The organism is Pectobacterium sp. CFBP8739 (genome assembly GCF_013449375.1).
In the GTDB taxonomy this organism is placed as follows: Bacteria; Pseudomonadota; Gammaproteobacteria; order Enterobacterales; family Enterobacteriaceae; genus Pectobacterium.
Genome location: NZ_JACDRR010000015.1, coordinates 16972 through 31897, shown reverse-complemented (window position 1 = coordinate 31897; position 14926 = coordinate 16972). Strand labels below are relative to the sequence as shown.

Sequence of the window (14926 nt, the reverse complement as noted above, 5' to 3'; positions counted from 1 at the left end):
GAGTGATTGTGTACAATCGGTGAGTCTCAGCGTGCAAGTTTTTTACACCGTTATTTTAGAACCGTAGGGTTCTTTGTTACAAACAACATACAAATAAGGAAAATATAGAATGGCTAAGGGGCAATCTTTGCAAGATCCGTTCTTGAACGCTTTGCGTCGTGAACGTGTTCCGGTTTCGATTTATTTGGTGAACGGTATTAAGCTGCAAGGTCAGATCGAATCTTTCGATCAATTCGTGATTTTGTTGAAAAACACGGTAAGTCAGATGGTTTATAAGCATGCCATCTCTACCGTTGTTCCTTCTCGCCCTGTATCTCACCATAGTAACAATCCAGGCGGCGGCAGCAATTATCACGGTAACAACACGGCGGCTTCGCAGCAGTCGCAGGAAGCTGATGACGCCGAATAAGGCGTATTGTCAATTCACCACGGCGCGGGAGAGCTGGATGCATCGCTCGGTTCCTTCGCTGTGGTGTTTTTTGCTTTTTTAAGAGGTTACTCGCTTGTTTGACCGTTATGAATCAGGTGAACGGGCCATATTAGTTCATATTTTTTTCTCGCAAGATAGAGATACGGAAGATCTGCTGGAGTTCGAATCTCTGGTTTCTTCTGCCGGTATTGAATCCTTGCAGGTGGTTACCGGTAGCCGGAAGGCGCCTCACCCCAAGTATTTTGTCGGGGAAGGTAAAGCCGAAGAAATTGCCCAGGCAGTAAAAGAAACCGGCGCGTTTGTCGTGCTGTTTGATCATGCGTTGACGCCTGCTCAGGAACGTAATCTGGAGCGTTTGTGTGAGTGCCGAGTGATCGATCGTACCGGACTGATTTTAGATATTTTTGCCCAGCGTGCGCGTACTCACGAGGGGAAATTACAGGTAGAACTGGCACAGTTGCGCCATCTTGCGACCCGATTGGTTCGCGGTTGGACGCACCTTGAGCGCCAGAAAGGCGGTATCGGTTTGCGTGGCCCGGGTGAAACTCAGCTTGAAACCGACCGTCGTTTATTGCGTAACCGTATCACTCAGATATTGTCGCGTCTTGAACGGGTAGAAAAACAGCGTGAACAGGGGCGGCGGTCGCGGGTTCGCGCCGATGTCCCCACCGTTTCGCTGGTGGGCTATACCAACGCGGGTAAATCCACGCTGTTTAACAAGATTACATCGGCGGGCGTCTATGCCGCTGATCAGTTATTTGCCACACTGGATCCAACATTGCGCCGCATTCAAGTGGATGATGTCGGTGATACAGTGCTGGCGGATACCGTAGGTTTTATCCGGCAGTTGCCCCATGATTTGGTGGCTGCGTTTAAGGCTACACTACAGGAAACACGTCAGGCCTCGCTGCTGTTGCACGTTGTTGATGCCGCTGATCCTCGTCTTGACGAGAACATTGAGGCGGTTAATGACGTACTGACGGAAATCGAGGCGGATGAAATACCTGCGCTGTTGGTAATGAACAAGATTGATATGCTGGATGATTTCGTTCCGCGTATCGATCGCAACGAAGAGAATCTACCTGTACGGGTCTGGCTTTCAGCACAGACTGGTGACGGGATTCCGTTGCTATTTCAGGCATTGACTGAGCGGCTTTCTGGGGAAATCGCACAATATACCTTGCATCTTCCCCCGCAGGCAGGACGCTTGCGTAGTCGTTTTTACCAGCTTCAGGCAATAGAAAAAGAATGGATTGAAGAGGATGGGCAAATTGGTCTGGTTATTCGTATGCCGATTGCTGACTGGCGCCGCCTCTGCAAAAAAGAGCAGGAACTGATGGACTATATTGTCTGATTTGACTGGCAGAAACAGTCTGAACGGTAAAATAGTCTGACGGACTCTGGGATATTGAACCTGAAGAACACCTATCATAAAGAATGGAGCTAAAACATGGCGTGGAATCAGCCCGGTAATAACGGACAAGACCGCGACCCGTGGGGGAGCAGCAGCAATAATGGCGGCAACTCTGGCGGAAATAACAATAAAGGTGGCCGAGATCAGGGGCCGCCGGATCTGGACGACATCTTCCGTAAGCTGAGCAAAAAACTCAGCGATCTGGGTGGCGGAAAAGGTTCAGGCTCAAGCAACAGTGGAAATTCTGGCGGCCCAGCACTGGGTGGCCGGATCGTCGGTATCGCTGCCGTCGCTGCGGTTGTCATCTGGGCTGCTACGGGTTTCTATACTATTAAAGAAGCGGAACGCGGTGTCGTTACGCGTTTTGGTAAATTCAGCCATTTGGTGGGGCCAGGTCTTAACTGGAAACCGACCTTCATCGACTCTGTTCGCGCCGTGAACGTTGAGTCGGTGCGTGAACTGGCGACGTCGGGCGTGATGTTGACGTCAGATGAGAACGTCGTGCGCGTTGAAATGAACGTGCAATATCGTGTCACGCAGCCAGAACAATATCTGTTCAGCGTAACCAATGCGGATGACAGCCTGCGTCAGGCAACTGACAGCGCGCTGCGCGGCGTGATTGGTAAGTACACGATGGACAAAATTTTGACCGAAGGCCGTACCATTGTGCGTACGGATACTCAGCGTGTACTGGAAGAAACCGTTCGCCCGTACAACATGGGTATCACACTGCTGGACGTCAACTTCCAGACCGCTCGTCCTCCAGAAGAAGTGAAGGCCGCGTTTGATGATGCGATTGCCGCTCGTGAAAACGAACAGCAATATATTCGTGAAGCGGAAGCCTACGCGAACGAAGTTCAACCGCGTGCTAACGGTCAGGCCCAGCGTATTCTGGAAGAGTCTCGCGCTTATAAAACCCGTACCGTTTTGGAAGCTCAGGGTGAGGTTGCTCGTTTTGCCCGAGTTTTACCGGAATATAAAGCCGCGCCAGAAATTACTCGCGAGCGTCTGTATATCGAAACGATGGAACGTGTGCTGAGCCATACCCGCAAAGTGCTGGTCAATGACAAGGGGGGCAACCTGATGGTGCTGCCGTTGGATCAGATGCTGCGTGGACAAGGCGGTGAAAACACGCAAAGCAACAGCAATAATAGCAGCGCTAGCCCACTGCGTCTGCCTACTGGCAGCAGCGGTGCAGCGAATAGCAACCAAACGCGCAGCAGTAATAATGGAAATATCATGGATCAGCGCAGAGCAAATGCGCAGCGTGATGACTTCACTCGAGTAGGGAGAGAATAATCGATGCGTAAGCCCTTACTATTTATCCTGATCCTGGTACTGATGGTGGTCTATGCGTCACTGTTTGTGGTGCAGGAAGGCCAGCGCGGCATTGTGATGCGTTTTGGCAAAGTATTGCGTGATGACGACAATAAACCGCTGATCTATGCACCGGGATTGCAGTTCAAGATTCCGTTTATCGACTCAGTGAAAATGCTGGATGCGCGTATCCAGACCATGGAAAACCAGGCTGACCGCTTTATCACTAAAGAGCAGAAAGACCTGATTGTCGATTCCTACCTGAAATGGCGTATCAGCGATTTCAGCCGTTACTATCTGGCTACGGGCGGTGGTGACATCTCTCAGGCTGAAGTGCTGCTGAAACGTAAGTTTAGTGACCGTCTGCGTTCTGAGATTGGTCGTCTGGATGTGAAAGGGATTGTAACCGATTCGCGTGGTCAACTGATGTCTGATGTGCGTGAAGCGCTGAATACCGGTACGGGGGAAACTACCGAAGCCGATAATGCGATTGCTTCTGCGGCGGCACGTGTAGAGAAAGAGACGACGGGCAATGAGCCTCATATCAACCCTAACAGCATGGCTGCACTGGGGATTGAGGTTATCGATGTGCGAATTAAGCAAATCAACCTGCCAACGGAAGTCTCTGACGCGATTTACCAACGTATGCGTGCAGAGCGTGAAGCAGTGGCGCGTCGTCACCGTTCACAAGGTCAGGAAGAAGCTGAAAAGCTGAAAGCGGCGGCAGACTATGAAGTCACCCGTACGCTGGCTGAAGCTGAGCGTCAGGGACGTATTACCCGTGGTGAAGGGGATGCCGAAGCGGCGAAACTGTTTGCTAATGCATTCAGTGAAGATCCAGACTTCTACGCTTTCGTTCGTAGCCTGCGCGCGTATGAAAGCAGCTTCAGTAATAATCAGGACGTGATGGTTCTCAGCCCGGATAGCGACTTCTTCCGCTACATGAAGTCACCGGACAGTAGTATGGCACCACGCCGCTGATCGTCATTCACTGACGTCTTTCATCAAGCCCGGGTTCTTTCTCGGGCTTTTTTTTGCCATTTTCTGGCAGAGATATTCAAGGGTTTGCTCCTGCACGAATCGGATGCGGGGAAAAGAGGTTTTTATGAATTCAACGATTTGGCTGGCGCTTGGTCTGGTTTTGGTGCTTGAAGGACTTGGGCCGTTACTGTTTCCCCGTCTCTGGCGGCGGATGATTTTGGGTATCGCGCAGTTGCCGGATACTATTTTGCGTCGTTTTGGCGGTGGAATAGTTGTTGCTGGGGGCGTGATCTACTACATGTTGCGTAGCCGGATGGGGGGCTAAAATTAAGCAGAAAAATGTGCGCAATCGTGTGCTAAAACTACTGAAAGCATCCAAATGAGATGTTAGAATCCTTTTTTAAGCAACCTGGTGATTCTTGAAATGGGTAAGAACGTCGTCGTACTGGGCACCCAATGGGGTGACGAAGGTAAAGGCAAGGTCGTTGACCTGCTGACTGAACGGGCTAAATATGTTGTGCGCTATCAGGGTGGTCACAACGCTGGCCACACACTGGTTATCAACGGTGAAAAAACCGTCCTTCATTTAATTCCTTCTGGCATTCTGCGTGAAAATGTTGTCAGCATCATCGGTAACGGTGTTGTGCTGGCGCCTGACGCATTGATGAAAGAAATGACGGAGCTTGAAGCGCGTGGCGTCCCGGTACGCGAACGTCTGCTGCTTTCTGAAGCTTGTCCATTAATCCTGCCTTATCACGTCGCGCTGGATAACGCCCGTGAGAAAGCGCGTGGTGCGAAAGCAATTGGTACGACTGGCCGTGGTATTGGTCCTGCGTATGAAGATAAAGTTGCTCGCCGTGGCCTGCGTGTTGGCGATCTGTTTGATAAAGAAACCTTTGCTGTCAAACTGAAAGAGATCGTCGAATACCATAACTTCCAGTTGGTGAACTACTACAAAGCCGATGCAGTCGACTACCAGAAAGTGCTGGACGATGTGCTGGCAATTGCCGACATCCTGACCGCAATGGTCGTTGATGTTTCCGATCTGCTGTACAAAGCGCACCTGCGTGGCGATTTCGTCATGTTTGAAGGCGCACAAGGTACGCTGCTGGATATCGACCACGGTACTTATCCGTACGTGACTTCCTCGAATACCACTGCGGGTGGCGTTGCTACCGGTTCTGGTCTGGGTCCACGCTATGTAGATTACGTACTGGGTATCGTTAAAGCTTATTCCACCCGTGTGGGCGCAGGTCCATTCCCGACGGAGCTGTTTGAAGAAGTCGGTGAGCACCTGTCTCAGAAAGGTAACGAGTTTGGCGCGACCACGGGTCGCCGTCGTCGTACCGGCTGGCTGGATGCGGTTGCCGTGCGTCGTGCAGTACAGATCAACTCGCTGTCTGGTTTCTGCCTGACCAAGCTAGATGTTCTGGACGGCCTGAAAGAGATTAAAATCTGCGTAGGCTATCGCCTGCCGAATGGCACTGAAGTGGATGTCACTCCGCTGGCTGCTGAAGGCTGGGAAGGTCTTGAGCCGATTTATGAAACGATGCCAGGTTGGTCTGAAAGCACGTTTGGCGTGAAAGATCACAGCAAACTGCCGCAGGCTGCACTGAACTACATCAAACGTATCGAAGAAGTCACCGGTGTGCCGATTGACATTATTTCCACCGGCCCAGATCGTAGCGAAACGATGGTGTTGCGCGATCCGTTCGACGCTTAATTTCGTCCCTTAGCGGGTGATACGAATGTGAAAAAGGACGGGATTCCCGTCCTTTTTGCTATCTGTCAGTTAACCGTCGTCGTGTGAATAACGACGGATTCTACCTGTTATTCTTGAGCGTCTTTCATCTTCTGCGCTTTTTTCTTCAGCCCATCTAATAGCTTATTGTGGATGTTGCTGAATCCGCCGTTGCTCATCACCAGAATATGGTCGCCCGGTTGTGCGGTTTTGACGATGTTTTCTACCAGCGCATCGATATCCGCGCTCCAGTGAGCTGGTTGTACGCAGGCTTCCGCGACTTCTACGACCTGCCATGGAATATGGGCCGGCTGGAAAAGGAAAACTTCATCAGCGCGGCCTAATGACGGCGCTAGCTCATTCTTGCACATTCCCAATTTCATGGTGTTTGAACGAGGTTCAAGTACGGCCAAAATACGCGCTGTGCCACCAACCTTGCTGCGTAGCGCTGACAGCGTCGCCAGAATCGCGGTAGGGTGGTGTGCAAAATCGTCATAAACGGCGACGCCATGTTCTGTACCGCGTAATTCCAGACGGCGGCGTGCGTTGATAAAACCGCCCAGCGCGCGGCAGGCATCTGCGGGTAGCACGCCGACATGATGTGCAGCGGCAATGGCCATCAGTCCGTTGTGCATGTTGTGTTCGCCCACCAGCTTCCAATGGACTTCACCGACGAGTTCATTGTTCAGGTAAACCTGATATTGGCTGGCATCAATCGACACTTTTTGTGCCCGCCACGTGCCTTCTTCACCAACCAGTTCCTGCTCACTCCAGCATCCCATTCCCATCACCTGTTTGAGGTTAAGGTCGTTGGTTGGCAGGATGATTTTCCCGCTGCCCGGTACCAGCCGCACAAGGTGGTGGAACTGTTTTTGAATGGCTTTCAGATCGTCAAAGATGTCGGCGTGATCGAACTCAAGGTTATTAAGCACCAGCGTTCTGGGGCAGTAATGTACGAATTTGGAACGTTTGTCGAAGAATGCACAGTCATATTCATCGGCTTCGAGCACCATGAACGGGCTGCCACCCAAACGAGCGGAAACGGTAAAGTTGCCGGGAACGCCACCGATCACAAAGCCGGGCTGGTAGCCGCACGCTTCCAGAATCCAGGTGACCATCCCTGCTGTGGTGGTTTTGCCATGTGTACCCGCAACGGCAATCACCCAGCGATCGCGTAATACGTGATCATGCAACCACTGTGGACCGGAAACATAAGGTAATCCCTGTTCCAGTACGGCTTCGACGCACGGGTTTCCCCGCGTCATCGCATTGCCGATGATGACCAAATCAGGTGCTGGGGTAAGCTGTGCCGGATCGTAGCCCTGAATCAGCGTGATTCCCTGCTCTTCAAGTAAGGTACTCATGGGGGGATAAACATTTGCATCTGAGCCTGTGACGTCATGCCCCAGTGAACGAGCAAGCAGGGCAAGGCCACCCATAAAGGTGCCGCAGATACCTAAAATATGAATACGCATACATTTTCCATCTTCACAGTGAGTCTGCGTCACATTCTAACGCGATGAATCCGCCATAAGAAATGGATTTGACTAGGTACTCACTTTCTCTTTGGGCTACACTGCATGCGCAAACGTTGGCGGTGCAGAAATGAAACCGCTTTTCATCCGTAGATTCTGGAATAGTGTTATGAAAACGTTAGGCGAATTTATCGTCGAAAAACAGCACGATTTCTCTCACGCCACAGGTGAGCTGACCGCGCTGCTGTCTGCTATTAAACTGGGTGCCAAGATTATTCACCGTGATATCAATAAAGCAGGTCTGGTTGATATCCTGGGTGCCAGCGGCATTTCTAATGTTCAGGGCGAAGTGCAGATGAAGCTCGATCTGTATGCCAATGAAAAACTGAAAGCGGCATTAAAAGCACGTGGTGAAGTGGCAGGTATTGCCTCCGAAGAAGAAGACGAAATTGTTATCTTTGAAGGTGATAAGGCGGAAAATGCCAAGTATGTCGTTCTGATGGATCCGCTGGACGGTTCGTCGAATATTGATGTGAACGTCTCTGTCGGTACGATTTTCTCTATTTATCGTCGTATTACGCCGCTGGGAACCTCCGTCACGGAAGCTGACTTTTTACAGCCGGGTAGCCAGCAGGTTGCTGCGGGTTACATTGTTTACGGTTCTTCCACCATGCTGGTGTACACCACGGGTCACGGCGTGCACGCCTTTACGTACGATCCGTCGCTTGGTGTATTCTGTCTCTCGCATGAAAAAGTTTGCTTCCCGGAAAAAGGGAATATGTATTCCATCAACGAGGGGAACTACATCAAGTTTCCTGTCGGCGTGAAGAAATACATTAAATACTGTCAGGAGCAGGATGAAGAGACGCAGCGTCCTTATACGTCGCGTTATATTGGCTCACTGGTGGCGGATTTCCACCGTAACCTGCTGAAAGGCGGAATCTACCTGTATCCAAGCACGGCGAGCTATCCGAAAGGCAAACTACGTTTGCTGTACGAATGCAACCCGATGGCGTTTCTGGCAGAGCAGGCGGGCGGTAAAGCCAGCGATGGTAAAAACCGTATTCTGGATATCACGCCAGAGAAGCTGCACCAGCGCTCACCGTTCTTTGTGGGAACGGAATCCATGGTTGATGACGTTGAACGTTTCATCCGTGAATTCCCCGATGCCTAATTAACGCTGTCCCGTGTTGGTGGATTCTCTGCCAACGCGGGATAACGGTTTATGGCGTGCTGCCCAGTACGCCATTTTTGTGGCTCACCACAACCTGCGTTTTTTAGTGTTGTGCCTCGAACCAGCTTTCCAGAATAATCACCGCAGAAGCTGCATCTACGCTCCCTTTATCCAGCGCTTTAAAGCCGCCACGTTCGAAGAGATCCGCGCGCGCTTCCACCGTACTCAAGCGTTCATCGTGTAGCGCAATCGCGACGCCAAAACGGCCATGCAGTCGGTTGGCAAATTTCCGCGCCCGTGCCGTCAGCGGTTGTTCAGTGCCGTCCATGTTGAGTGGTAAGCCGACGACGATCAGGTCGGGCTGCCATTCTGACAGCAGTTTCTCCACTTTTTGCCAGTCTGGGATCCCTTCCTGCGCTTTGAATGAGATCAGCGGCCGCGCCGTACCAGTAATCTCCTGACCGATGGCGACACCGATGCTTTTTGTCCCAAAATCAAAGGCAAGAATGGTTCTGCTACTCATCAGGCATGTCCCGCTTCTGTGGAGATATTATGAATGTCGATGCCCAGCTTTCTAGCCGCCGCCCGCCAGCGTTCCGCAATCGGCGTGTGGAACAGAATGTCTTTATCGGCCGGCGTGGTCAGCCAGGCATTCTCCAGCAGTTCTTCTTCCAACTGACCGTTCTCCCAGGCGGAATAGCCTAAGGCGACCAGCGTATTTTTCGGCTGATTAGGCGTACCCAACGTTTCTAGCACGTCTTTTGATGTGGTGATCATGGTGTCTTCAGAGATACTGATGCTAGAACCAAAGCCGGGACAGGGCGTATGCAAGATAAAACCACGGTCGTCCGCCAGTGGGCCGCCTATGAAGACGGGTTTATCTAATCTGATCGCAGGATCGCGCGGTGTCGGATCTATTTTTAGCTTTTTCAGCACATTTTCCACGGAAAAATGATCCATCGGTTTATTGATGATCAGCCCCATGGCTCCGTCTTCATTATGTTCGCAGATATAGACCACCGAACGTTTAAATACAGAGTCCTGTAGTGCTGGCATAGCAATGAGGAAGTGATGCTGTAAATTCATTATGTATTTTTATCGATATCCGTCAGCGTTGGAGAAACGGCCCGTATTGCGCGGGCCGGGTGGTGTGTCAGATGTCTCTGGTATTAGCGGGTACGTGCAGCCAGACGTTTTTCAATCGCGTCCATCAGCATGCCGGTGATGGACACATCGGGGTAGGCCGCTTCGATTTCACGCACGCAGGTCGGGCTGGTGACGTTAATTTCTGTCAGGCGGTCACCTATAATGTCCAGACCGACGAAAATCAGGCCTTTGGCTTTTAACGTTGGTGCGACATCACGGGCGATTTTCCAGTCGCTTTCGGTTAGCGGGCGGGCTTCGCCGCGACCACCGGCTGCCAGATTGCCACGTGTCTCACCGCTTTTCGGGATTCGCGCCAAGCAGTAGGGTACGGGTTCGCCATCGACGACCAGAACGCGTTTGTCGCCATCTTTAATCGCAGGCAGATAGTTCTGCGCCATGCAGTAGCGGGTAGCATGTTCGGTCAGTGTTTCGATGATGACAGAAACGTTGGCGTCATCCTGCTTCAAACGGAAAATAGACGCGCCGCCCATACCGTCCAGTGGTTTGAGAATGACGTCGCCGTGTTTTTCATGGAACTGACGCAGCTTGTCCGCACGGCGTGTGACGAGCGTATCGGGGGTCAGATGCGGGAACCAGGCGGTGAACAACTTCTCGTTGCAATCACGCAGGCTTTGCGGTTTGTTGACGATCAGTGTGCCTTTCTCTTCCGCGCGTTCCAGAATATAGGTGGCGTAGATGAATTCCGTATCGAACGGCGGATCTTTACGCATCAGCACCACATCCAGCTCTTCCAGCGCAATGTCCTGCTCGCCGGAGAAATCGTACCAACCGTCATAATCGTACTGGACGCTCAGGCGATGCGTTGTCGCACGGGCAACGCCCGCGTGCATATAGAGATCTTTCATCTCCATGTAATGCAGTTCCCAACCACGGCGCTGTGCTTCCAGCAGCATGGCAAAGCTGGTGTCTTTCTTGATATTGATGGTGTCAATCGGGTCCATCACGATACCGAGTTTGATCATTCTTTTCTCCTTTACCCCAAATCGCCGAAACGTACCTGTAAGGCGGTAATGGCGGTGAGTGCAGTGGTTTCTGTGCGCAAGACGCGTGGCCCCAACAGGATATCAGTGAATCCGTGTTCTGAGGTCATGGTAATTTCATCGGCGGTGAGCCCGCCTTCTGGGCCGATCAGCAGCCTGACCCGTTCTACGGGCAGCGGCAGCGTGTTGATGCTTTGTGTGGCGCGTGGGTGCAGATTTAATTTCAATGCGTTGTCTTGTTCCGCACACCAGGCTTCCAGCGTCATCGCTGGCCGCACCAGCGGCACACTGTTGCGACCGGATTGTTCACAGGCGGCAACTGCAATTTTCTGCCACTGGCTAATTTTTTTCTCCAGGCGCTCGGCATCCAGCTTTACGCCACAACGTTCAGAAAGTAGCGGGGTAATCACATTGACACCCAGTTCGATGGATTTCTGGATAGTAAATTCCATTTTTTCGCCGCGCGACATCACCTGTCCCAGATGTAAATGTAGGGGCGATTCTTTATTTTCCAACTTACCTGCAGTGAAGCGAACGCGCACACTCTTTTTGCCTGCCGCAATGATTTCCGCATCAAAGACATGATTGCTGCCATCAAACAGCTGCAATACTTGGCCCGTATTCATGCGTAACACGCGACCAACGTGATTGGCGGCATCGTCACTCAGTTCGACTTCACCGCCTTGTAGGGGGAGCGTCTCGGGATGAAAAATGCGTGGTACTCGCATACTGAATTAAGACCTTTTAATGAAATTAATCGGCACAAGAACGCCAGAAATAGGTAAAACCACCGTCATTTAATAGTGGCCGAGTTTGCGGACAAAGTACGCTGAGCGGTGATAATGGGTAGATCGTAAAGACGCTGCAAGTACCTCCCTGTAAGCTCGGATTGCGCGGATATGAATCTCATCCCTGAGATTCACCCTTTTAGGGCCGTCGAAAGCGACGTTCAAAAACGTTCCTGACGTTTTTGTCCATGGCGCAAACGCTTTACTCTTCTATCCCATTACCACCGTTCTCGTTCCGTAAATAGGTTTATCAACGGTTTAAACCACCGTCATCTGACGGCGGTTTTGCTGGAAACAGATTCGCTATAGTAGGTAGACGAACTAGCGCTGGCAAGCTTGTTGAACGTAGGGATTCGGGTTTCCCTGTTTTGCGGCGATGCGCTGATTGCGGGTACATTCCCACTGCGTGACCGGATATTGCTTATCCCAGGCCTCGAACAGCTGAGTTTGCTGACTGGACAAACGTAACTGATAGCGGTCGCGCATGTAGAAATAGGTACGGGCGATCTGGCCACGGGCGCGAGCAGGCGGCTCAGCCAGATTGTTTTTAAAATCGATCTTCATCTCGCATTGACCGTACTGGGATTCCCCCCCGTTCCACTGCCCATACATGGCATTGCCGCGATCGCCGTTGACCTCGCCGATAGCCGGTTGCAGGTTGTGCAAATCGGTTTCCATCTCACGGTAGACGGGGTCGCTGCTACAGTTCTTTCTGCCGCCATCCTGCCAGCACTGACGCTGGTGGCCGAACTGCCAGGCAGGCACAACGTGTTCCCATTCGATACGGCTGGTACGCTGTTCATTTTTTCTGACCTGATAGCCGCAGGATTCAAGATCGGGGGTGCCTTTCTTACCTTGCCACGTAATTTTGCAGCCGCAGTAGAACGAACCCGGCGCATCCCGGTTAATGTCAACGGCGGCGGCTTTTGCCTGCGAAAAATTATTGATGTTCTGACCTAACACGGCAGCCGAAAATAGACCCGCGCCAACGGCGGAGATAGCGAGAATTTTGCGTAGCATATTCCAAATAATCCACAGGCTGTAAAGTTGGCAGACTACCGGATGTCTCGTCGGCAGGCAAATGCAAAAGCAGTTTTTAAAACTGGAAATTCCCTTTTAAATAGAACTTTTTACATCATGACGTAAGGTTTTCCCGCAACGACGGCAGCGATATTCTGTTTCGCCGCGCAGCACCCGATTGTGCCGGCGGATTGTCAGTTCATGCCGTTGGCAATCGCACAGGTAAGTGAAGGTTTTCCCCTGCACGGACTGTACTGCAAACCGATGCGTGCGTTTTGCCGGAACATGCAGGACGCTTTCCATCATCCAGCGCCATTCTTTACCATGCGGCGCGACGCGGCCAAAGCGCGCGTAGACCAGCAGATGAGCCAGTTCATGAGGAACGACCTCATCGATAAAAGCCTGCTGATTTTCCTGCAATAAGACGGGATTCAGCCTAATTTCCCAATGTTGTAGCCAGGCTGTTCCTGCTGTAGCGCCACGTTGCTGGTAATTTACTGTAGGCTCGGTGTAGTCCGTTTGCAAAGTGAGGTTAGCCTGCTGCAATTTATCACGCAGACAGCGCATCACAGCCTGATGGCTGGCAATGGGAATTCGGGGAGTATTCATATTCCGTGAGGATAAAGCGAGTCGTAGGGAGACGCAATAGGTGGGGCGGAGGGGAATGCGAAGGACACTAAAACGAAAAACGGCGAACTCGCATTCGCCGTTTGGTCTTTATTGCATCGCCGGATTACAGGCCCGCAGCTTCGCGCAGCTCTGCGGCTTTGTCCGTTTTTTCCCATGGGAAATGTTCGCGGCCAAAGTGGCCATAGGCTGCGGTTTCCTGATAAATCGGGTGCAGCAGATCCAGCATCTGGATTAAGCCATAAGGACGCAGATCGAAGAATTCGCGCACCAGCCGCGTCAGTTGCTCGGTAGACACTTTCTCTGTGCCGAAAGTTTCGATCATGATAGAGGTGGGTTCTGCCACGCCGATAGCGTAGGACACCTGAATTTCGCAGCGATCGGCCAAGCCAGCCGCAACAATATTCTTGGCAACATAGCGTGCGGCATAGGCCGCGGAGCGGTCGACTTTAGACGGATCTTTACCAGAGAATGCACCGCCGCCGTGACGCGCCGCGCCGCCGTAGGTATCAACGATGATTTTACGACCGGTCAGGCCGCAGTCACCCATTGGGCCGCCGATAACAAAGCGTCCGGTTGGGTTGATGAAATATTTGGTATTGGCAGACAGCCACTCGGCAGGCAGAACCGGTTTGATGATCTCTTCCATCACCGCTTCATGCAGATCTTTTTGGCTGATATCTTCAGAATGCTGGGTAGACAGTACCACGGCATCAATGCCGGCAATCTTGCCATCGTCGTACAGGAACGTAACCTGACTTTTCGCATCCGGACGCAGCCACGGCAGTGAACCGTTTTTACGCACTTCTGACTGACGCTGAACTAGACGGTGTGCGTAAGTCACGGGAGCGGGCATCAGTACGTCGGTTTCGTTAGTCGCGTAGCCGAACATTAATCCTTGATCGCCTGCACCTTGTTCCAGCGGATCGCTGCGGTCAACGCCTTGGTTGATGTCGGGAGACTGCTTACCAATCGCGCTCAGTACGGCACAAGAATTGGCATCAAAGCCCATTTCAGAATTGACATAACCGATATTACGCACGGTACGACGGGTAATTTCTTCGATGTCGACCCAGGCACTGGTGGTAATTTCACCACCGACTAACACCATGCCGGTCTTTACATAAGTCTCACAAGCGACACGCGCTTTTGGGTCTTGCTCCAGAATGGCGTCGAGAACCGCATCAGAAATCTGGTCAGCAATTTTATCGGGATGTCCTTCAGAGACTGACTCGGACGTAAAAAGGTGTTTAGCCATGGGTATCTTTACCTTCAAATCAAAGCCGTTAAGCAGTGTATCAGTTAATCAGTATAGACGGATTAACATCTGGATGGCTATTCTAGGTCACCTTTTAGTCTCAGTGCCAGTAGTTTTTTGTCTTAGCACGCCATCATCCTTTCATCATAGGCTGTTTTTTCCTTTACAAGAGATGATTGGCGACAATTTTCATTTTGCTTTTCCAGTAGCATGTAGGTATAAACGGCGAGCGGTGATGTAATCCGCGACATTTTGAATTTATTATTGATAGCTGACCGCATAGCCTGCGGCGCACGTGGAGGTGGTTGGATTAATGATCCGTTGTTTACTGAGTATATTGCGTTCGCAATATGTCCCTTTTGACGCTACTGCGTCCGCGACTCAACCCTTCTTTTCCGTTTCTCGACGTTGCCTGTCTTTAAATTCGACACAGGACTCCAGGGCTGGTTAATCCGCCTGTTATTCTTTCTGCCAGAAGCGTTTAACGCCTTTCTGGTCACGTTCGCCCGGTGGTTTTCACAACGAGTTTTATCGACCCGTAACACGGAGCCTGA

Annotated in this window: 15 protein-coding genes; 7 read left to right on the top strand and 8 right to left on the bottom strand. The window is 51.5% G+C overall.

Annotation, left to right across the window (positions count from 1 at the left end; all coding sequences use genetic code 11):
* The first annotated feature begins 109 nt into the window (after positions 1 to 109).
* The 6 genes from hfq to H0247_RS13270 all read left to right on the top strand — a co-directional run bounded on the left by hfq (position 110) and on the right by H0247_RS13270 (position 5865).
* Complete coding sequence (gene hfq / locus H0247_RS13295; RefSeq protein ID WP_015841848.1) at positions 110 to 409, top strand: RNA chaperone Hfq; 300 nt, start codon at positions 110 to 112, stop codon at positions 407 to 409.
* Between the two features lie 94 nt (positions 410 to 503).
* Positions 504 to 1784 carry a ribosome rescue GTPase HflX gene (hflX, locus tag H0247_RS13290; RefSeq protein ID WP_180742963.1) on the top strand — a complete coding sequence of 427 codons (1281 nt, stop codon included), beginning with the start codon at positions 504 to 506 and terminating at the stop codon, positions 1782 to 1784.
* A 96-nt stretch (positions 1785 to 1880) separates the two neighbouring features.
* Positions 1881 to 3143, top strand: coding sequence for an FtsH protease activity modulator HflK (gene hflK / locus H0247_RS13285; protein WP_180742962.1), 1263 nt, complete (start codon positions 1881 to 1883; stop codon positions 3141 to 3143).
* Between the two features lie 3 nt (positions 3144 to 3146).
* Positions 3147 to 4142 carry a protease modulator HflC gene (gene hflC, locus H0247_RS13280; RefSeq protein WP_180742961.1) on the top strand — a complete coding sequence of 332 codons (996 nt, stop codon included), beginning with the start codon at positions 3147 to 3149 and terminating at the stop codon, positions 4140 to 4142.
* 124 nt (positions 4143 to 4266) lie between these two features.
* Positions 4267 to 4467, top strand: a complete 201-nt coding sequence (locus H0247_RS13275; RefSeq protein WP_039545804.1) for a DUF2065 family protein — start codon at positions 4267 to 4269, stop codon at positions 4465 to 4467.
* Between the two features lie 99 nt (positions 4468 to 4566).
* Complete coding sequence (locus H0247_RS13270) at positions 4567 to 5865, top strand: adenylosuccinate synthase (protein ID WP_180742960.1); 1299 nt, start codon at positions 4567 to 4569, stop codon at positions 5863 to 5865.
* 107 nt (positions 5866 to 5972) lie between these two features.
* On the opposite strand, the gene mpl is transcribed toward H0247_RS13270, so the two are convergent.
* Entirely contained in the window at positions 5973 to 7358 is a 1386-nt protein-coding gene (gene mpl / locus H0247_RS13265) for a UDP-N-acetylmuramate:L-alanyl-gamma-D-glutamyl-meso-diaminopimelate ligase (protein WP_180742959.1), read from the bottom strand.
* Between the two features lie 169 nt (positions 7359 to 7527).
* Between mpl and fbp the strand changes: the two genes are divergently transcribed.
* Complete coding sequence (gene fbp / locus H0247_RS13260; protein ID WP_010285800.1) at positions 7528 to 8532, top strand: class 1 fructose-bisphosphatase; 1005 nt, start codon at positions 7528 to 7530, stop codon at positions 8530 to 8532.
* A 103-nt stretch (positions 8533 to 8635) separates the two neighbouring features.
* On the opposite strand, the gene ruvX is transcribed toward fbp, so the two are convergent.
* From ruvX to metK, 7 genes are all read right to left on the bottom strand, one after another.
* Entirely contained in the window at positions 8636 to 9055 is a 420-nt protein-coding gene (gene ruvX / locus H0247_RS13255) for a Holliday junction resolvase RuvX (RefSeq protein ID WP_180742958.1), read from the bottom strand.
* Positions 9055 to 9618: a YqgE/AlgH family protein gene (locus H0247_RS13250; RefSeq protein WP_180742957.1), complete on the bottom strand. Its 564-nt coding sequence runs from the start codon at positions 9616 to 9618 to the stop codon at positions 9055 to 9057. Before H0247_RS13250 ends, ruvX begins: the two co-directional genes overlap by 1 nt.
* Positions 9619 to 9701: 83 nt before the next feature.
* A complete protein-coding gene (gene gshB / locus H0247_RS13245; protein ID WP_180742956.1) occupies positions 9702 to 10661 on the bottom strand; it encodes a glutathione synthase in 960 nt (319 codons plus the stop codon).
* An 11-nt stretch (positions 10662 to 10672) separates the two neighbouring features.
* Positions 10673 to 11407, bottom strand: a complete 735-nt coding sequence (gene rsmE, locus H0247_RS13240) for a 16S rRNA (uracil(1498)-N(3))-methyltransferase (protein ID WP_180742955.1) — start codon at positions 11405 to 11407, stop codon at positions 10673 to 10675.
* Between the two features lie 381 nt (positions 11408 to 11788).
* Positions 11789 to 12487, bottom strand: a complete 699-nt coding sequence (endA, locus tag H0247_RS13235; RefSeq protein WP_180742954.1) for a deoxyribonuclease I — start codon at positions 12485 to 12487, stop codon at positions 11789 to 11791.
* Between the two features lie 96 nt (positions 12488 to 12583).
* On the bottom strand, positions 12584 to 13096 hold the full coding sequence (locus tag H0247_RS13230; protein ID WP_180742953.1) for a SprT family zinc-dependent metalloprotease: 513 nt from the start codon (positions 13094 to 13096) through the stop codon (positions 12584 to 12586).
* Between the two features lie 124 nt (positions 13097 to 13220).
* Positions 13221 to 14372: a methionine adenosyltransferase gene (gene metK, locus H0247_RS13225; RefSeq protein WP_180742952.1), complete on the bottom strand. Its 1152-nt coding sequence runs from the start codon at positions 14370 to 14372 to the stop codon at positions 13221 to 13223.
* Positions 14373 to 14926: the final 554 nt, after the last annotated feature.